The sequence below is a fragment of the Bradyrhizobium sp. genome (genome assembly GCF_035309285.1).
Taxonomy (GTDB): Bacteria; Pseudomonadota; Alphaproteobacteria; order Rhizobiales; family Xanthobacteraceae; genus Bradyrhizobium.
In genome coordinates this window covers 86,563-105,138 of the sequence record NZ_DATGFH010000073.1, presented here as the reverse complement: position 1 = coordinate 105,138, position 18,576 = coordinate 86,563, and the positions used below count along the sequence as shown (strand labels likewise).

Annotated in this window: 20 protein-coding genes and 1 riboswitch; of the genes, 7 read left to right on the top strand and 13 right to left on the bottom strand. The window is 64.5% G+C overall.

Annotated elements, in window-relative coordinates; genetic code table 11:
• The 4 genes from VKR55_RS14450 to VKR55_RS14435 form a co-directional block, all read right to left on the bottom strand.
• On the bottom strand, nt 1–1,540 hold a 1,540-nt coding region (locus VKR55_RS14450), incomplete at its 3' end, for a molybdopterin cofactor-binding domain-containing protein (protein WP_324404485.1).
• The gene (locus VKR55_RS14445) at nt 1,537–2,037 is read right to left on the bottom strand and encodes a (2Fe-2S)-binding protein (protein WP_324404483.1); all 501 of its coding nucleotides are present in this window, start codon (nt 2,035–2,037) and stop codon (nt 1,537–1,539) included. The genes VKR55_RS14450 and VKR55_RS14445, both read right to left, overlap by 4 nt.
• An 11-nt stretch (nt 2,038–2,048) precedes the next feature.
• Nucleotides 2,049–2,912, bottom strand: a complete 864-nt coding sequence (locus VKR55_RS14440; protein ID WP_324404481.1) for an FAD binding domain-containing protein — start codon at nt 2,910–2,912, stop codon at nt 2,049–2,051.
• Nucleotides 2,913–3,256: 344 nt separating this feature from the next.
• Nucleotides 3,257–4,453, bottom strand: a complete 1,197-nt coding sequence (locus VKR55_RS14435; protein WP_324404479.1) for an MHYT domain-containing protein — start codon at nt 4,451–4,453, stop codon at nt 3,257–3,259.
• Nucleotides 4,454–4,868: 415 nt separating this feature from the next.
• Between VKR55_RS14435 and VKR55_RS14430 the strand changes: the two genes are divergently transcribed.
• On the top strand, nt 4,869–5,480 hold the full coding sequence (locus VKR55_RS14430) for a hypothetical protein (RefSeq protein WP_324404477.1): 612 nt from the start codon (nt 4,869–4,871) through the stop codon (nt 5,478–5,480).
• Nucleotides 5,481–5,547: 67 nt separating this feature from the next.
• Here VKR55_RS14430 and VKR55_RS14425 read toward each other — a convergent pair whose 3' ends face one another.
• Nucleotides 5,548–6,111 (bottom strand): 6,7-dimethyl-8-ribityllumazine synthase, encoded by a 564-nt coding sequence (locus VKR55_RS14425; protein ID WP_324404475.1) that lies wholly within the window; start codon nt 6,109–6,111, stop codon nt 5,548–5,550.
• Between the two features lie 75 nt (nt 6,112–6,186).
• A riboswitch (FMN riboswitch) is annotated at nt 6,187–6,362 on the bottom strand.
• A gap of 432 nt (nt 6,363–6,794) precedes the next feature.
• Between VKR55_RS14425 and VKR55_RS14420 the strand changes: the two genes are divergently transcribed.
• Both VKR55_RS14420 and proC read left to right on the top strand, forming a co-directional pair.
• Nucleotides 6,795–7,295, top strand: coding sequence for a type III secretion system chaperone family protein (locus VKR55_RS14420; protein ID WP_324404473.1), 501 nt, complete (start codon nt 6,795–6,797; stop codon nt 7,293–7,295).
• A 174-nt stretch (nt 7,296–7,469) separates the two neighbouring features.
• Nucleotides 7,470–8,291 (top strand): pyrroline-5-carboxylate reductase, encoded by an 822-nt coding sequence (gene proC, locus VKR55_RS14415; protein WP_324404471.1) that lies wholly within the window; start codon nt 7,470–7,472, stop codon nt 8,289–8,291.
• A gap of 136 nt (nt 8,292–8,427) precedes the next feature.
• Here the strand turns inward: proC and VKR55_RS14410 are convergent, their stop codons facing one another.
• The 7 genes from VKR55_RS14410 to VKR55_RS14380 form a co-directional block, all read right to left on the bottom strand.
• On the bottom strand, nt 8,428–8,823 hold the full coding sequence (locus VKR55_RS14410; protein WP_324404468.1) for a thioesterase family protein: 396 nt from the start codon (nt 8,821–8,823) through the stop codon (nt 8,428–8,430).
• A gap of 28 nt (nt 8,824–8,851) precedes the next feature.
• Nucleotides 8,852–9,259 carry an aconitase X swivel domain-containing protein gene (locus VKR55_RS14405; protein ID WP_324404466.1) on the bottom strand — a complete coding sequence of 136 codons (408 nt, stop codon included), beginning with the start codon at nt 9,257–9,259 and terminating at the stop codon, nt 8,852–8,854.
• Nucleotides 9,256–10,494 carry an aconitase X catalytic domain-containing protein gene (locus VKR55_RS14400; RefSeq protein WP_324404463.1) on the bottom strand — a complete coding sequence of 413 codons (1,239 nt, stop codon included), beginning with the start codon at nt 10,492–10,494 and terminating at the stop codon, nt 9,256–9,258. Before VKR55_RS14400 ends, VKR55_RS14405 begins: the two co-directional genes overlap by 4 nt.
• Before the next feature lie 4 nt (nt 10,495–10,498).
• Nucleotides 10,499–11,485: a Bug family tripartite tricarboxylate transporter substrate binding protein gene (locus VKR55_RS14395; protein ID WP_324404461.1), complete on the bottom strand. Its 987-nt coding sequence runs from the start codon at nt 11,483–11,485 to the stop codon at nt 10,499–10,501.
• 124 nt (nt 11,486–11,609) lie between these two features.
• A complete protein-coding gene (locus VKR55_RS14390; RefSeq protein ID WP_324404459.1) occupies nt 11,610–11,813 on the bottom strand; it encodes a 2-hydroxymuconate tautomerase in 204 nt (67 codons plus the stop codon).
• A 175-nt stretch (nt 11,814–11,988) separates the two neighbouring features.
• A complete protein-coding gene (hisS, locus tag VKR55_RS14385) occupies nt 11,989–13,464 on the bottom strand; it encodes a histidine--tRNA ligase (RefSeq protein ID WP_324404457.1) in 1,476 nt (491 codons plus the stop codon).
• Between the two features lie 425 nt (nt 13,465–13,889).
• Nucleotides 13,890–14,969: a branched-chain amino acid aminotransferase gene (locus VKR55_RS14380; RefSeq protein WP_324404455.1), complete on the bottom strand. Its 1,080-nt coding sequence runs from the start codon at nt 14,967–14,969 to the stop codon at nt 13,890–13,892.
• 209 nt (nt 14,970–15,178) lie between these two features.
• On the opposite strand from VKR55_RS14380, the gene VKR55_RS14375 reads away from it, so the two are divergent.
• From VKR55_RS14375 to VKR55_RS14360, 4 genes are read left to right on the top strand one after another with little or no spacing between them, the layout of a single operon-like run.
• Nucleotides 15,179–15,322 carry a hypothetical protein gene (locus tag VKR55_RS14375; RefSeq protein WP_324404453.1) on the top strand — a complete coding sequence of 48 codons (144 nt, stop codon included), beginning with the start codon at nt 15,179–15,181 and terminating at the stop codon, nt 15,320–15,322.
• Nucleotides 15,323–15,345: 23 nt separating this feature from the next.
• Nucleotides 15,346–15,894 carry a MarR family winged helix-turn-helix transcriptional regulator gene (locus VKR55_RS14370; protein WP_324404451.1) on the top strand — a complete coding sequence of 183 codons (549 nt, stop codon included), beginning with the start codon at nt 15,346–15,348 and terminating at the stop codon, nt 15,892–15,894.
• On the top strand, nt 15,891–16,622 hold the full coding sequence (locus tag VKR55_RS14365; protein WP_324404449.1) for a response regulator transcription factor: 732 nt from the start codon (nt 15,891–15,893) through the stop codon (nt 16,620–16,622). Before VKR55_RS14370 ends, VKR55_RS14365 begins: the two co-directional genes overlap by 4 nt.
• 10 nt (nt 16,623–16,632) lie before the next feature.
• Nucleotides 16,633–18,021 carry an ATP-binding protein gene (locus tag VKR55_RS14360; protein ID WP_324404447.1) on the top strand — a complete coding sequence of 463 codons (1,389 nt, stop codon included), beginning with the start codon at nt 16,633–16,635 and terminating at the stop codon, nt 18,019–18,021.
• A gap of 8 nt (nt 18,022–18,029) precedes the next feature.
• Here the strand turns inward: VKR55_RS14360 and VKR55_RS14355 are convergent, their stop codons facing one another.
• Nucleotides 18,030–18,569, bottom strand: coding sequence for a DUF3617 domain-containing protein (locus VKR55_RS14355; protein WP_324404445.1), 540 nt, complete (start codon nt 18,567–18,569; stop codon nt 18,030–18,032).
• Nucleotides 18,570–18,576 lie beyond the last annotated feature (7 nt).

Sequence of the window (18,576 nt, the reverse complement as noted above, 5' to 3'; positions counted from 1 at the left end):
CCGTGGGATGCATGCGGATCTCACAGGAGTCGAACATCGCTATCCCCAGGATGTCGCAATTCTTCGACGGACCGGCGCCGACGATCTCGGTGAAGAAGGAGACGCCGAGCCCCATGATCTCGCGGGTCTCGCCGCGCTTGAACGCCGCGCGCTTCTCGGCCTGCTCTCTTCGCAGCGCGGCGTAATTCGTGCTCTCCATCATCTTCTTCATGGCGGTGTGGTAATCGCCGGAATCGTATTCCCACCCCAGCGCCGAGTGATACGGGAACTGCTCCGGCTTCACGAAGTTCTGCAGCCGCAATTCGGCGGGGTCCATGTTGAGCTTTTGCGCGAGGATATCCATGCCGCGCTCGATGCAATAGGCCGCCTCGGTGACGCGGAACGAGCAACGGTAGGCGACGCCGCCCGGCGCCTTGTTGGTGTAGATGCCGTCGACGGTGACATGGGCCACCGGGAAATCGTAGGAGCCGGTGACGATGTTGAAAAAGCCGGCCGGCCATTTCGACGGGTCGGCGCAGGCGTCGAACGCGCCGTGATCGGCCAGCACATGGACGCGAAGGCCCGTGACCCTGCCCTCTTTCGTGGCGGCAATTTCGGTGGTCATATGATAGTCGCGCGCGAACGAGGTCGCGGTCAGGTTCTCGATGCGGTCCTCGACCCATTTCACCGGCTTGCCCGTGACGATGGAGGCGACGGCTGCACAGATATAGCCGGGATAGGCGCCGACCTTGTTGCCGAAGCCGCCGCCGATGTCGGGCGAGATCACATGGATCTTCTGCTCCGGCAATTTGGCGATCAGCGACACCACGGTACGGATCACATGCGGCGCCTGGAACGTGCCCCAGATCGTCAGCTCGCCCTTGATCTTGTCAAAGGAGCAGACGCACTGGCAGGTCTCCAGCGGCGATGGGTGAGTCCGGTGATAGGAGATCATCTCCTTGATCGTCACGTCGGCCTTCTTGAAAGCGGCGTCGGTGAGCTCTTTATCCCCGACGGTCCACTCGAAGATGTGGTTGTAGTGCTTGCGCGGGCCGTGCGCGCCTGCCGTCTTGCCCGCGAGGTCTTCGCGCAGCACGGGCGCATCCGGCGCCATCGCCTTGAACGGATCGATGATGACCGGCAGCGGCTCATATTCGACGACGACCTTGGCGACGCCGTCATCGGCGGCGTAGCGGTCGGTCGCGACCACGAAGGCAACCTCCTGGTTCTGGTACAGCACCTTGCCGTCGGCGAGCACCATCTGCACGTCACCCGCGAGCGTCGGCATCCAGGCAAGGTTGACGGTCTTGAGCGTTTCCGCGGTGATGACCGCGAGCACGCCCGGCACCTTCAGCGCCTCTTCCGAGTTGATCGATTTCACCCGCGCATGCGGATGCGGCGAGCGCACGAAGTCGCCGTGCAGCATACCCGGCAGCTTCAGATCGTCGACGTAATTGCCCTTGCCTTGCGTGAAGCGGATGTCTTCGACGCGCTTGCGCTTGCAGCCCAGGCCTTCGAGGGCGGCGGTGCGCTGTTCCCGCGTGGGAGTCATGTCGTTCATTCCGCGGCCTCCTTGAATTCCACGCCGTTGAGCCTGGCGGTGGCGTATTGGATCGCCTTGACGATGTTCTGGTAGCCGGTGCAGCGGCAGATGTTGCCGGAGATGCCGGCGCGGATTTCCTCTTCGCCTGGTGACGGATTCTCCTTCAGCAGCCGATGCGCGCGGAGAATCATGCCGGGCGTGCAGAAGCCACATTGCAGGCCATGCATCATGCGGAAGCCTTCCTGCAGCGCCGACAGCGAGCCGTCGGCGTTGGCCATGCCCTCGATGGTGGTGATGTCGCTGCCCTGGGCCTGGACCGCGAACATGGTGCAGGACTTCACCGACATGCCGTCGATATCGACGGTGCAGGCGCCGCAATGGGTGGTCTCGCAGCCGATATGGGTGCCGGTCATCTGCAGGTTTTCGCGGATGAAATGCACGAGCAGCGTTCGCGGCTCGACGAGGCCCTCGACCTCGGCACCGTTGACCTTCATGATCACATGGACTTTGGCCATCCTCCCCTCCCTTATTTCGCGCGGCCGGCGGCGCGCTGCAGCGCGCGCGTCACCATGATGCCGCCGACATGTTTGCGGTATTCGACCGGCCCGCGCGCATCCGCGGCCGGCGACATGATCGCCTGCGCTGCGGTGGCCGCCTTGTTCAGCGCGGCGGCATCGAGCGTGGTGCCGATCACCGCCCTCGCGGCTTCGATCGCGAGCAGCGGCGTCTCGTGCAAATTGGTGAGCCCGATCGAGCAGGTTGCGACCTTGCCGCCCGCCATGGTGAGCACCACCGCGGCCGCGGCTGTGGCATAGTCGCCGACTTTTCGCTTCAGTTTCTCGTAGGCGTAGCCGTGACCGGCCGCGGGTACGGCGATCGTGACCGAGGTCATGATTTCGCCGGGCTCGAGCGCAGTGAAGTAGGCGCCTTGATAGAAATCGGTGGCGAGAACGTCGCGCGCGCCGTTCGGGCCGTGAAGCTGGTAGCTTGCGCCCATCGTCATCATCAGCGCCGGCATGTCGTTGCCGGGATCGCCGTTGGCGAGATTGCCGCCGATCGTGCCACGGTAACGCACCTGCGGATCGGCGATCAGAAGCGCGGCTTCCTGCAGGATCGGCAGCGATCTTGCGATCTCGTCGGAGGCGAGCAGCTCATGTTGGGTCGTCATCGCGCCGATGACGACCTTGTCGTCGCCGCGGCTCACGCCTTTCAGCCCGGCGACGGAATGCAGGTCGACCAGGTGGGCCGGCGTCGCGAGCCGGAGCTTCATCATCGGAACCAGGCTATGGCCGCCTGCCAGCGGGCGGGCGTCATCGCCGAGATCGGTCAAGAGTTTGACCGCATCGGCCACAGTCGCGGGTCGATGGTAGCTGAATGCGCCAGGGATCATCGTCTCCTCCATGATCCACGCTTCTGACGTGCGTGGATTTTGGCAGGACGCTCCCTCCACCCGCGTTTCAGGGCAACGGCGCCGGCACCAGCGCGTGAATTTCGCACGAGTTGCGGCAGTCGGCGCACGAATTGCGTCAGGGAGAGAGACCTAACGCGCGGACTGTCGCCGCGCGGGATTGCGCCCCTCTCCCGCTCGCGGGGGAGGCTTGGGGTGGGGGTGTCTCCGCGAGTCGCACTGTTCCTGTGGAGAGAGCCCCCACCCGCATCGCATCTCCGATGCGATGCGACCTCCCCCGCAAGCGGGAGAGGTGAACGGAGCCCAGAGCTGAGACCGGTAACTTGCTAAGCGTGACGTCTCACCAGCCCCAGCCGGGCCTTCACCTCGGCGATCTTCGCGCGGCTGACTGGCACGAGGTGGGGGCTGGGACCATCGAGCTCGATCACGGCGCCGTCGCCTTCCTTGCGGACGAAGGAGACATGGGGGATCGCCACGATATGGCTGCGGTGGACCCTGAGGAACAGGCCGGGGTCGAGTTGAGCTTCGGCCTCCGAGATCGACCAGGGGCACATCCGCTCGCGGGTGCCATCGTGCACCCTGGTGTAATGCGCGTCCGCCCGGACGCTGCGGACCTCCGTCGCATCGATGAAGTGTGTGCCGTTGGCGCCCTCGACCGGCAGCCGCGGCGCCGGCGCGGCCCGCGGCGGCTGGCCGACCCCGCCGAGCGGGGCCGGCATCAACCGCGGTGCAGTCAGCGTAAGCGGCGCAGCGTCGGCTTGCGCGGCCGCCGCAGTCGGGGCGTCCGCGGCAGCAGCCGTCGATTGCCGCCGCGGGTCGGGCACCAGCGACAGCAGGAAGCCGGCCGCGATGACAAAGCAGAGCACGGAGACGATGATCGACAGCATCTGCGGCGAGGCGGCGAGCCCGCCCGCGCCATGATGCGGCGCGGCGTCCGTCACCAGCACGAAATGCATGCCGTAGGTTGCGGTGTAATGCATCCCCGACACCGCAAGCCCAAAAGCGATCGAGCTTGCGATCAGCCGGATGCCCTCCTGCCGCGCCAAAAAGGCGCGCAGGCCGCCATAGGCGGTGACGATTGCGACCACCACCGACAGGAGCACCATGGTCCAGTCATGCTGGACTGCGAAATGGCCGGCGAGGCCGTGGATCCCCGCATAGTGCATGCTGACGATGCCCAGCCCAAGCAGGACCGCGGAGGACGCCACGCGCAACAGCGTCGGCTCGCCGATCGAGACGAAAAACAGGGAGATGCCGACCACAAGCGCGCAGATCAGAAACGAGATCGTGGTCGGCAGCACGAGATAGACGGTGTCGGGCGGAATTGGCGCGGCCAGCATCCCGACGAAATGCATGGTCCAGATGCCGACCGCGAGAAAGATTGCAGCTCCGGCGAGCAGCACGCGACGGCTCACCCCCGGCGCGCCGCGCACGCGCGCCGCCAGCGAGAAGCCGGTATATCCACCCAGAATCGCGATCGCCACCGAGAGCGCGACGAGATAGGGATCGTGTCCTTCGAACATGATCGTCTCAGCCGGTCCGTCTCCACGGACGGCCTCCTCCCGCCGCCGACTTTACAGGTGGGGCGACGGAAATGACAATCAATCGATTGTGGCGCCCTCGCGTCGCACTTGCGGAGCGAGCTCGAAACCGCGAGCAGCGCCGCGCGTTCCTTGTCGCTGTGACGCGATGGCGCTTTGAGGGCGCGACCGGTGCCGCCGTTAGCCTGTCGCGGCGTCCTGAGAGGCAACGTCGCGCTGCGCCAGTATCCGCGCCAGCAAAGCGCAAACGTTCATCCTGCATTCATCGCAGCGAAAGCGATGTGACAAAACGCACATCCGCGTCGCCGTCCAGATCAATCCACGAACCGTCGATGCGAGGGCAGGCACCAAGGAGCAGGTGTGAATGGTCACATCCAATGCTCTCCAGGAGCCTGTCATGTCCTTTGCCTTGCTCGTTCGACGATCCTCTTTCGTGGCCGTCGCCCTCAGCCTCACCGCGTTCGGCGCAGCGACCATGCCGGCGGCCGCGAAGCCGCAGCCCTTCCCCGGCCCGGGGCAGCCTCAATTTCCCCCGCCCAAGCCGGTGTTCAATCCGAACCCACCCAAGCCGGTGTTTATTCCAGTCAAACCGATCGTCCTTCCGAACCCGCCCAAGCCGGTGGTCAACCCGCCGAAGCCCGGACCGATCGTCAAACCGATCGATATCTGCGTGATCATGCCGTCGAAGTGCGTGAAGCCCGTTGGGGTCAACCCTCCGCCGGTCATCGTTGCGCCGCCGCCGGTCGTGGTCGAACCGCCGCCTCATGTCATCGTCCGGCCCGAGCCGGTGTACGTGCCCCGCCCGGTGCCGGTCGAAGCACCCAACGCGGCCGCGGCCTCCAGTGAATCCTGCAACTGCCTGACCAAACAGTATCAGAGCGACGGCAGCGTGGTGTTCCGCGACCTCTGCACGCACGAAGCCGCGATGGCAACGCAGGCCGACCTGCAGGCGCAGGCCCAGTCACGGGCTGCGCCGCAGGACCAGACACAGGACGCGCCGGCCCGCTAATCACCGGCGCTCCCTGATCCCAGCGAGACATCGGACGCCTCCAGGCGTCCGATGTTCGTTTTCGTCCCTAAGCGCCCGCGACAATCCCCGCGGCGACCTGGCCGCGGAGTCGTTCGAGCGAGAGCAGCGTGTCGGCGCAGGCTTCCGCGACCTCGACGCCCTTGGTCGCAAAGTGCTTCTTGAAGAATTCGAAATGCGCCTGGCTCTCGTGGAATTGCTGCGGCGTGAGCACCGCGGAGAACACCGGCACCTCGGTGCTCAACTGCACGTCCATCAGCGCCTTGATCACGGTGTCGGCGACGAACTCATGGCGATAGATGCCGCCGTCGACCACGAGGCCGGCCGCGACGATCGCGGTGTAGCGTCGCGTCTTGGCGAGGATCTGCGCATGCAGCGGGATCTCGAACGAGCCCGGCACCTCGAAAATGTCGATTGCCGCGCGAGGGATGTGACGCGCCTCGGCCTCGGCCAGGAACGCGGTCTGGCATTCCATCACCACCTCGCGGTGCCAGCGGGATTGCACGAAGGCGACCCGCTGCGGCTTGGCGAAGCGCGGATGCTGTAGCGGCAGGGGCGGCGGGCTTGCGGATTCGGGGGTCTTGGTTTCGGTGTCTTGCAGCATCTGATTCATGGCTTTCCTCTTTCAGGACCAGAATCAGGGCACACGGAACGAGAAAACCCGCGCCCAAAGAAGCGCTGGCATCGCGACCGTTCTCTTTCATCCGGACTTTAACCGTCGGCTTCGGAATTGCACCGAATCTGCTGACCCTTCTTCCTGAAGCTGCGGTTTGTTTAAGCCGCTCTGGAGGAAGGCGCTCGCGGGCTTGGGGCTATCGCCCCTTTACCGCCGGTGGGGAATTTCACCCCGCCCTGAGAACATCGGCCGTTCGGGATGAGCGGCCTGGTGGGAATAATGGCGAAACGCTGGCCACGGGGCAAGCGGCTTTGGCATAGGGAACCGGCATGGTCCCCATGCCGGCAGCGGGCGACTCCGACTCCACGCTGACTCCGGTCCAGCCAAATTTCGCCCCGAAAAATTAACGATTGCGACGAGGACACAAATCCGATTCCGGTTTGTTCTGATCGTTAACGAGTCCGGGATGATCTGCTGTGGGAAAGTAAGCCGCCGCCCTGTGGACGGACTCCGCGGGCAGTTGCGCAGATTCCGCAAATCACATCAGTTGGTCCCGGCAGGCCCTTGAGGGACGCCCTTGGGACACCTTTGGGATTGCAGCCGGCAACCACGCGCACAAAGCGGGCCGGTGAACCCGAGTGCGTATCAGAAGAACACTGGAAAATTGAGGTCGAGACGGCATGTCCATGCTCGAAGGCATAATCGATTCGAAGAACCACCCGCTTGCGGTGATCGAGGACATTGCCGCCCATAACAACTGGTCGTTCGAGCGCTCGGGCGATGATGAGATCACCATCGTCTCCAAGGGCGAGTGGACCGACTACCAGCTCTCCTTCACCTGGATGCCGGAGATCGAGGCGCTGCACCTTGCCTGCGCGTTCGACATGAAGATTCCACCGGCGCGCCGCGGCGAGGTGCAAAAGCTGATCGCTTCCATCAACGAGCAGCTCTGGATCGGGCACTTCGATCTGTGGACCCACACCGGGATGATCATGCACCGCCAGGCCCTGGTGCTGCCCGGCGGGCTCAACGCTTCCACCGCGCAATGCGAGAGCATGCTGGCGGGGGCGATTCACGCCTGCGAACGTTACTTCCCGGCATTCCAGTTCGTGGTTTGGGCCGGCAAATCGCCGCAGGAGGCGATGGCGGCCGCGATGTTCGATGTGGAGGGGGAGGCGTAGGCCCTCAGTTCGTCATGCGCGGGCTTGACCCGCGCATCCATCTAGAACCAAAAAGCGGCTTCACTTTGGATGGATTGCCGGGCCTTCGCCGCGCCGAAGGGGCATTCAACGAAGCCTGACTCAGGCTTCGGCCCCGCAGGCGGGTCAAGCCCGGCAATGACGAGGCATTGCTGAATGGACTCACACAGCACTCTGCAAAACATCACCGGCACCATCGCCCTGGCCGGCGCGGGCAAGATGGGCGGCGCGATGCTGACGGGCTGGCTGGCGGGCGGGTTCGACGCCAGGCACGTCGTCGTGATCGAGCCGATGCCATCGCCCGAGATCAACGCGCTCATCGCCAGGGGCATCCGCCTCAATCCGAACGATGCGGGCGCCATCGAGACGCTGGTGATCGCGGTGAAGCCGCAGTCGTTCCGCGAGGCGGGCGCCGCGCTGAAAGCGCATGTCGCGCCCGCGACGCTGGTGGTGTCGATCATGGCCGGAATCACCATCAAATCGCTGCAGGAGGTATGCGGCGGTGCGGTGGTGCGCGCGATGCCGAACACGCCGGCCGCGATCGGCCGCGGCATCACCGTCGCGGTTCCGGCAAACAATGTCAGTCCTGCGCAGCGCGCGACTGCCGACGCGCTGCTCCGTGCCACCGGCGCGGTCGAATGGGTTCAAGACGAAAGCCTGATGGACGCGGTCACCGCGGTCTCGGGCTCGGGCCCCGCCTACATCTTCCTGCTCGCAGAAGAGCTCGCACGCGCTGGCGTCGCCGCCGGATTACCCGAGGAGCTTGCGACCAAGCTCGCACGCGAAACGGTGGCCGGCTCCGGCGAGCTGTTGCATCGCTCCGACCTGCCCTCTTCGACGCTGCGCCAGAACGTCACCTCGCCCGGCGGCACCACGGCCGCCGCGCTGGAGGTCCTGATGGGCCAGGACGGCCTGCGCGAGCTCATGACCCGCGCCATTGCCGCGGCGACGGCAAGGTCGAAGGAATTGGCGAAGTAGTTTTCCGTTGCCATCGCACGTTGTAGGGTGGGCAAAGCGAAGCGTGCCCACCAATTTCGTGACGCGAGTTACGATGGAAGGTGGGCACGGCGCAAAAGCGCCTTTGCCCACCCTACGGCATTGATTACGTGGCGAACTACATCGCCCCGAACCGCTTGTTGAACGCATCCATATTGACCAGCCCGCGGGCGTGAAAGCCTTCGCCGATCTTGCGCTCGCCGTCGAAGGAGGCGACCTCGAAGCGAATGACGCGGCGCTCGACCGCGATCACCTTCGAGGTCGTGCGCACCGTGGCGCCGACGGGCGACGCCGCAAGGTGCTTGATGTTCACCTCGGTGCCAACCGTGACCCAGCCGGACGAAAGCTGATGCCGGATGGCATCGCCCGAGGTCAACTCCATCTGCAGGATCATCATCGGGGTCGCAAACACCATCGGCATGCCCTTGAGCAAATGGCCGACCGTCTGCTCCACCGGCACGACGAGCGTGCGCTCGGCGCTCAGGCCAATCGTGATAACTTCGCGTGCGTCCATGATGTCCCTATATCCGCGCGAGCCGGCCTCAGATCAGTTTGAGTACACCTTGGGCTGGGTCAACTTCCACCTCGGCGCCGTTCGGAACGGCCGCGGTGATGTCCTGGTCGAAGCCCGCAAGCATGGCGACATCGCCGAGCGCCGCGCCCTGCGCCAGGATCGGGTTGACCGAATTAAGCACCAGCGCGAGCGGCACGATGCCGCGCGATTTCATCTCATGCAGCATCCAGGCGGTGGCGACGCCACCTTTGGCGGTATCAAGCACCAGGATCTTGCCGACATAGGATTGGCCGGCAAGCTTGTGCGCGGGGCGGCTGAACACGCCCTTGATGCGATCGAGATCATAGCGCGCGGAGAAACCGTCGCTCGCAACCAGTGCGGTCCCGCGCACGAGCGGCCCCATGGCGTGGCGCGCCTTGAATATCTTCGCGCTCATGTCCGCACCAGTTTTCCGCTGACCGCTGCGTCCACGCAGGCTTCCATCGAGGCCAGCATTGGCCGATAGCCGTAGCCGCCCAGGATATTGACGAGCTTTGCGCTGTTGGTGGCGAGCCGCTTCCAGCCGCGTGCTTCCGAAATCTCGCGCGCATAGGACTGATAGAAGCACATGCCCGACAGCACGGCGCCGCCCGCCGCCTCGATCCGCGCCGTATAGCCCATGCGGTCGGAATCCGGTTTCACCTGCGGGCTCGTCACCGCAAGCATCGGCACGGAGAATCTCCGGCCATCGCAGAGCAAGGCGAGATCGGCGAGCTCGTAGAGGCTGAGCTGCGGCGCAGAGAATACGACGACATCGACGGTGTCGTCGGTGTGATAGGAGCGCTGCAACGCTTCGACATCGGCTTTCGTGACGCGATGCACCGGCAGATCGTTCGCGGAGACATCGGAGAGTTTCGTCGCTTCCGGCGTCAGCCCGACCAGATGATACAGCGCGGTCGAGCCAAAACTCGCCATCGACGCGCCGAAATGCTTGAGCTGGTCCGACCGCGGCGCGCCCTCGATGCCCTCGATCACGGGCACCGCCCAGTAATTGCCGGCGATGCGGCCGATCACCCCGCCGAGGGCGCCCCAGCCGTTGAGCGAGGCCGGCGTGTGGTCGACCTCGATCCGCAAGGTGCCGCGGCGTGCTTGCTCCAGATGAAAGCCGTAGCGCGGCGTGCGCCCCGTGAGGCCGGCGGAAAGCGCCGAAGGCCCGCCCTCGAAATTGGAGCGCGCGCCGCACACCGAATTGGCATAGATCACGACACCGGTATCGCCGAACGCCGTGTGCTCGTTCCGCGTCGGCGGCTGGATGGTCTGGTAGTTGATGCAGGTGTTGGTCATGGCGACGCCGAGCGTCTCGAACGCGGCAATCGCGCGGCGTTCGAGATCGACCATCGCCGAAGTCTGGCCGAGCCACTCGGCTTTCGCAAAATCGGTGCCGCGCGGATCGGTGATCGTGGGTACGCGCACGCGCCGCTGGCCCTCGGTCGTCGCGGCCAGCCCTTCGAGCCACTGCACGCCGGCTTCGCCGAGACTCTCGGTATCGGCCATGATGTGAGCCTGCGTCACCGGCACGAAGTCTTTCGCGCCGAAGAAGTCGCCGACCTTGATCTGATGTTTCAGCGCGAGCTGCGGGACCGGTCCTGCCTTGCCCGCCAGGATGTCCTGTTCTTCGTCGTTGAGTTTCATCGCATCAATTGATCTTCACGTGCGCATCACGCACGGCCTTACCCCATTTGGCGATCTCGTTCTTCTGGAAATCGGCGAACGCGCTGCCGCCAATGTCGGCAACCGCCGTGACGCCGAGCGGCTCGAGCTTGCTGCGGAAGGTGTCGCTGGCGACGATGCGCTCGATCTCGGTGACAAGCGAGGTGGTCAGCGCATCGGGCAGACTTGCGGGCGCGAACACGCCCCACCATGCCGTGGTTTCAAACCCGTCATAACCGGATTCGGCAATCGTCGGCACATCGGGGACGACAGGCGCGCGGGTCTTGGACGAGACCGCGAGCGCGCGAATCTTGCCGCCCTTCACGTTCGACAGCACCGATTGCAGGGGATCGAACATGATCTGGATCTGACCTGCGATGAGGTCGGTGAGCGCAGGCGCGCTGCCTTTATACGGCACGTGCTGGATGTCGATGCCGGAGGCTGCGCGGAACATCTCGGCGGTGAGATGGCCGGGCGTGCCGATGCCGGCGGATCCGTAGTTCAGCTTGTTCGGATTTTTCTTCGCCAATGCGACGAGATCAGCGAGGCTTTTGGCCTGCACCAAGGGATGCACCACGACCGCGACCGGCGCGAGAGCGATCAGCGCCAGCGGCGTGAAATCCTTCACCGGGTCATACGGCAGCTTTGCATAAAGCGCGGAATTGATCGCATGCGTGCCGACGGTGCCGACCAGGAGGGTTTGTCCATCGGGCGCCGACTGTGCCGCGAGCTCGGCGCCGATCGAGCCGCCGGCGCCGGCGCGGTTGTCGACAATCATGGTCGCCTGCAGCGCTTCGCCCAGCATCTGCGCGAACGGCCGCGCCACGATGTCGGTCGGCCCGCCCGGCGGAAACGGCACCACGACGCGGATCTGCTTTCCGGCGAGGGACTGCGCGCGCACCGGCTGCACCCGCGAGAGCACCCGAGCTCCCGCCAGAACCGCGGCCAATCCCAACAGCTCTCTGCGATGCATCTGATATCCCGATGATTGAGACCCGCTGGTAGCGGTCGTCATTCCGGGGCGCGTGTAAGCGCGAACCCGGAATCTCGAGATTCCGGGTTCGATGCTGCGCATCGCCCCGGAATGACGCTGCGCGTCATTTCTTCGCGGCAGCCGCGCGTTCCACGAAGGTCTTGCCGCCCTTCATCTTGTTGTTGAGCGGCGCCTCGTTGATCTGGACCACCACGGCTTCGGGATCGACGCCGGTATGCTTCACCACCGCCTGGGTGATGTCGAGCATCATCCCCTTCTTCTGTTCTTCGGTACGGCCGGCGGCGAGATTGATGGTGACCTCAGGCATGTTCACTGCTCCCTTTATTCTTGTTCGCTTTACCAGATCGTCGTTGCCAGGCTCGACCCGCTTGCGGAGCCGAAGCCAGAGTCAGGCTTCGTTGAGTGCCCCTTCGGCGCGGCGAAGGCCCGGCGATCCATCATTTTTTAGATGGATACGCGGGTCAAGCCCGCGTATGACGAATTCAAATTTGCCACTTCACATCATGCCGGGCGAGGATTTTCCGCACGGCTTCGACGAGTTCGCCCTGATCAACCTCGGTTTGCGCTTCGCCCTGGCGCTTCAGATAGTCCTCGCGGTCCTTGATCTCGGTCAGGCCCGCGCCGAGGATCAAATCCTTGATCTGCACCTTGCCCCTCGCCTTTTCGTCCGAGCCCTGCACGATCGCGCAAGGGCTGTTGCGGCGGTCGGCATATTTCATCTGCTGGCCGAGGCTGTGCTTGGGATTGCCGAGATAGAGCTCGGCGCGGATGTTTGCCGCGCGCAAGGCTGCAACCATCTTCTGGTAGTCTGCGATATCGCCGCCGAATACGGTCACCACGACGGGCCCGGTCTCGGGCCGCGTGTCGAGCTGGCCCAGCATGGTGAGCGCGGCCTGCAGCCGCGACACACCGATAGAAAATCCGGTTGCCGGCACCGGCTCGCCGCGGAAGCGTGAGACCAGCCCATCATAGCGCCCGCCGCCGCCGACCGAGCCGAAGCGCACGGGGCGGCCCTTTTCGTCCTTTGTCTCAAGCAGAAGTTCAACTTCGAAGACGGGGCCGGTGTAATATTCGAGGCCGCGGACGACGCTGGGATCGATCTTGATGCGATCCTCGCCATAGCCCGACGCACCGGCAACTCTGCCGATTTCATCCAGCTCCGCGCGGCCCTCCTGGCCGATCTTGCTTTCGCGCAGGCGCGAATCGAGCGCACTGCCCGGCGCGATCGATCCAATCACCAGTGCAATGTCGGCCGGCTTCAACCCGGCGCCCTTGGTGAAATCGCCGGACTCGTCCTTGCGGCCTTCGCCAAGCAATTGCTTCACGCCGTCGACGCCGAGCCGATCGAGCTTGTCGATCGCGCGCATCACGGTCAACCATTGCCCGTCGTCGTTGATGCCGAGTGCGTCGCGTACCCCATCCAGCACCTTGCGGTTGTTCACCTTTACCACATAGGAGCCGCGCGGAATGCCGAGCGCTTCCATGGTGTCTGCCGCCATCATGCACATCTCGGCGTCCGCCGCCGGAGTCGGCGCGCCGACGGTGTCGGCGTCAAACTGCATGAACTGGCGGAAGCGGCCGGGGCCGGGCTTTTCGTTGCGGAACACCCAGCCGAATCGATAGGAGCGGTAGGGCTTGGCCAGCGTCTCAAAGTTTTCCGCGACATAGCGGGCGAGCGGCGCGGTGAGGTCATAGCGTAGCGAGATCCACTGCTCGTCATCGTCCTGGAACGAGAACACGCCCTCGTTCGGGCGGTCCTGGTCGGGCAGGAACTTTCCGAGCGCGTCGGTGTATTCGAACGCCGGCGTCTCCACCGGCTCGAACCCGTAGCGCTCATAGACGGCGCGGATTTTCTCCACCATCTGCAGCGTGGCTTTGATCGCGGCGGGACCGCGATCCTCCAGCCCGCGCGGCAGGCGCGCCTTCAATTTCGAGGGTTTTTTGGGTTTTTCGGCCATTTTGGTTCGTAACGTTTGGGCCGCGTTGGTATCAGCCGGGGCGCGCGGCGGCAACCGGCGTTCTCGTCACGTCGCGCCTCGCGGGGCGCGCAAGAACGCACTTTAAAGGTCCAACCTTGCGAAGTTGAAGTGCCTTCGCGCGACTCAACCGAGTTCTATCAGAGCCGATATCGCGGATGAGGAGTTGGCGCTTCGAATCTGAAACGCCACGACTTTTTCGCGTCGAGGATTCGCTCGAACGCGTTCGCATCAAGAATGTGATTGAACTCTCAGTTCTTCGTCGTGGAAGCAGCGCCTGAAGCGCTGAAGAATTTGAATGAACCGGCAATGCTTCGACGAGACTGAAAAAGCGAGACCGCGCGTTCGCGATCTCGCTTCTGTATACAAGGCAACGCTTAATTATGTGTGTCGCACCAGCATACCAGTCAAAACACCTTTCTGATCCAGTTGTGCGGGTCGTTCGTCCGGCCGTACTGGATGTCGACCAGCTTCTTGCGCATGCCCATGGCAACGGGGCCGGCCACCCCGCCGGAGATCAGGAAATCGCCGCTCACGGAACACACCTTGCCGATCGGCGAGATGACGGCCGCCGTGCCGCAGGCGAAGGCCTCTTTCAGCTTGCCGCTGGCGGCATCCGCACGCCACTGGTCGATCGTGTAGGGCTCCTCGCGCACGCGCGTGCCCGAATCCCTGGCGAGCGTGATGATCGAATCGCGGGTGATGCCGGGCAGAATCGTGCCGAGGGGCGGCGTGAGCAGCGAGCCGTCATCGAACACGAAAAAGATGTTCATGCCGCCGAGCTCCTCGATGTAGCGCCGCTCGACCGCATCGAGGAAAACGACCTGATCGCAGCCGTGCTCGATGGCTTCAGCCTGCGCGCGCAGGCTCGCGGCGTAATTGCCGCCGCATTTGACCGCCCCGGTGCCGCCGATCGCCGCGCGGGTGTAATTCTCCGACACCCAGATCGACACCGGCGCGGGCCCACCCTTGAAATACGAGCCGACCGGCGAAGCGATGACGGCGAAGATGTATTCGGACGAAGGCTTCACGCCGAGAAAGACCTCGCTCGCGATCATGAAGGGCCTGAGGTAAAGGCTGCCCTCGCCGCCCGGGATCCAGGCGCGGTCGACGCGCACGAGCTGCTCGACCGCTTCGATGAAGACCGGTTCGGGAAGCTGCGCCATAGCCATGCGCTCGGCCGAGCTGTGGAAGCGCCGGGCATTGGCGTCAGGACGGAACAGGTTCACCCCGCCGTCGTCGCGCTTGTAGGCTTTAAGGCCTTCGAAAATCTCCTGGGCATAGTGCAGGACGGCTAACGCCGGATCGACCGGAAAATTGGCGCGGGATTCGATGCACGCGCCGTACCAGCCCTTCGCCTGATTGTAGCGGACGATAGCCATGTGGTCGGTGAAAACCCGGCCGAAGCCCGGGTCTGCGAGCTTGGCTGCGCGCTCCTTCTCGGGCGTCGGATTCGCCGTAGGCTTGATTTCGAATTTCAAACTCATTGCCTTGCTTTCCGCCGCCGGAACCGGCGCGATTTCTGGCCTGCTGGCTCGGTTTTGAGCGGATTTATCGAACGCAACAGCCATGGGCTCTCTCCCGGATCGGCGCGCCCCGCCTTTTTTGTGGCTCGGCACGGTTTATGATGCCTGGACCAGCCTTGCCACCCCTTCCATGTCAGAGGACATGCTTTTGCGAAGTGCGGAAGTCCAGTATGTTTGCCGACATGCCGCTCGACAATCGCACGGTAGATCAACTCGCGGCGCTTGCCGCCCGCTTCGACCCGCTCGGGCCACCTGTAAAACGTCACCGCAGCACGAAACGATCTAAAATTTCGTCGTGGCTGATCGTTTTGTAACATTGAACCCAAGATATGTCAATATGGCTGACATAAATTTTTCGAGTCCCCAGCAGGCCTCCGAATCGAGGACCGCCGACGCGCGCCAAACGCCCGCGCGCGACGGCACTTTGCGCTGGGATATCATCGAGTTGCTGTTCTTCGCCTACCGCGATTTCGTCGGCGACGCCGACCATGAGCTGGAGGCTTTCGGGTTCGGCCGGGCGCATCATCGCGTGCTGCATTTCGTCTACCGCTATCCGGGCCTGAAAGTCGCGGACCTGCTCGACGTGCTTCGCATCACCAAGCAGTCGCTCGGGCGGGTGCTGAAGCAGTTGCTCGACGAAGGCTACATCGTGCAGAAGACCGGCAACAACGACCGTCGCCAGCGCCTGCTCTATGCCACCGCCAAAGGCGAAGCCCTGGTCGCCAAGCTCGCGACGTTGCAGACCAAGCGCATCGACCGCGCCCTGGAAGAGATCGGGCCGGCCGGCGCCGACACCGTCCGCCGTTTCCTGCGGGCGATGATCGACCGCGACGACCCCGACAAGGTGCTGGAGACGATCTTCAGCACCGCCACCGTGAAGGAATGACCGTGCCGATCACCGCGACCGCCGCGCGTCCCCCCGCGCAACCCGCCGATGACGCGCCGCATATTCTCCTGGTCGACGACGACCGCCGCATCCGCGACCTGCTCTCCCGCTTCCTCTGCAGCGACGGCTATCGCGTCACTACCGCGATGAGCGCGAGCGATGCCCGCGCCAAGCTCGCAGGGCTCCATTTCGACCTGCTCATCCTCGATGTGATGATGCCCGGCGAGACCGGCTTCGACCTCGCCCGCTCCATCCGAAAGTCCTCGACGGTGCCGATCGTGATGCTGACGGCGCGCCATGAGGCGGAGGCGCGCATCGAGGGTCTGCAGATCGGCGCCGACGATTATGTCGCAAAACCCTTCGAGCCGCGCGAGCTGGCGCTGCGCATCAACAACATCCTGAAACGCGCCGCGCCGCCCCCGCCGGCCGAAACCATCGAGCAAGTCGCGTTCGGGCCTTATGTCTATCACCTCGGCCGCGGCGAGCTTCGCCAGGGAGAGGAGATCATCCACCTCACCGACCGCGAGCGCGAAATGCTGCGTATCCTGGCGCTGGCACCCGGCGAGACCGTGCCGCGCGGCGCACTGACCGGCAACGGCAGCGTCAACGAGCGCGCCGTCGACGTCCAGATCAACCGGCTGCGCCGCAAGATCGAGCGCGATCCGGCAAGCCCCCTGTTCCTGCAGGCGGTCCGCGGCATCGGCTATCGCCTGGTCGCCTCGCCCTAGAGCCCCGCCCATGAGCACGCTGGACGCCGGCCTGACCCTGATCCGCTCCGCGGCCGACCGCGTCTCGGCGGTAAATGGCAGGCTCGGCAATGCCTTCAAGGGCTGGATGCCGACCGGACTTTACGCCCGGGCACTGTTGATCATGATCGTGCCGATGGTGGTGCTGCAGACGGTGGTGGCTGGCGTGTTCATGGAAAGCCACTACAACATGGTGACGCGGCGCCTGTCGGCCGCGGTTGTGGCCGACATCGCCGGCCTGATCGACGTCTACAAGACCTATCCGCAGGACAAGGACCGCACGCAAATCCGCCGCATCGCGCAGCAGCGGCTCAACCTCGTGGTGGATTTTCTGCCCGTCGGCGACATGCCGCCACCCGGCCCAAAACCGTTCTTCTCCCTGCTCGACCAGTCGCTGTCGAAGCAGATCGGCCGGCAGATCGGCCGGCCGTTCTGGATCGACACCGTCGGCAATTCCAACCTCGTCGAGATCCGCATCCTGCTCGACGATGCCGTGATGCGGGTGTTCGCAGAGCGCAGCGCCGCCTACGCCTCGAATTCACAGATCTTCCTGTTCTGGATGGTCGGCACCTCCTCGATCCTTTTGATCGTCGCGGTGCTGTTCCTGCGCAACCAGGTCAGGCCGATCCTCAGGCTGGCGGACGCCGCCGAAAGTTTCGGCAAGGGCCGCGAAGCGCCGAACTTCCGGCCGCGCGGGGCGCGCGAGGTGCGGCGTGCCGCGCAGGCCTTTCTGGAGATGAAGGCGCGTGTCGAGCGCACCATCGAACAGCGCACCGCGATGCTCGCGGGCGTCAGCCATGATCTGCGCACCATCCTCACCCGCTTCAAGCTGGAGCTGGCGCTGATCGGCGACAGCCCCGAGATCGACGCCATGCGTAAGGACGTCGACGAGATGTCGAACATGCTCGAGGATTATCTCGCCTTTGCGCGCGGCGATTTCGGCGAGAATGCGCAGCCGACCGATATGGCGGCGGCGCTCGAGGAATTGCGCAGCGACGCCGAGCGCAACGGCCACATCGCGACGGTCGCGTTCCAGGGGCTGCCGGTGGTCACTGTCAAGCCGGCCGCCTTCAAGCGCTGCCTCGGCAATCTCGTCTCCAATGCCGCCCGCCACGCCGACAACATCGCCATCGCCGGCCACCGCGATCATCGCTATCTCACCGTCACCGTCGACGACGACGGCCCCGGGATCCCCGCCGCTATGCGTGAAGAGGTGTTCAAGCCCTTCCTGCGGCTCGACGATGCGCGCAACCAGGATGAAGGCGGCACGGGCCTGGGCCTCGCGATCGCCCGCGACATCGCCCGCTCGCATGGCGGCGAAATCATGCTCGGCGACAGCCCGATGGGCGGCCTGCGCGCCACCGTGCGCGTGCCGGTTTAGCGTCGCTCCTAATTCGCCTTCGGCTTCGGAATCAGGTTCTTCAGCTTCTCGGCGTCCTTGACGTTGATCTTGAAGCCGCCGGGCATCACGACGTCGCCGGGCTTCTGGTCGGGCTTGCAATCGCCGAGCCACTTCGCCTCGATCTTGGTCGTGGTGTCGCGAAGCTGATCGGGGCCCTTGTCGAGATGAGCCTTGGTCATGACCGTGTAGGCGGAATTGAAGTCGCCCGTAATCTCGGAATGCGAGGTCATGGACACGCCGGCGACCGTGCAGACTGAATCCGTGACATAGCCGGTCGCGGTCTTCTGGACATCCTGCTTGGTGCAGATCTGTTTGGCGAGCGGCGACACCGAATTGGCCATGTCCTTGTCGGTGGTCGCATCGGTGCAATGCTGCATGGTCATTTCCGGAAGCTGCGAGCCGACCTTGACGATCTTCATCTCCCATAGGCCCGGCTTGCGCGTCGGCAATTCATCGGCGCCCGCAACCACGACGGTTAGCGCCAGCGCGCCTCCACAAAGACCCCATGAAAGAAGCCGTCGCATCATGTTGCGC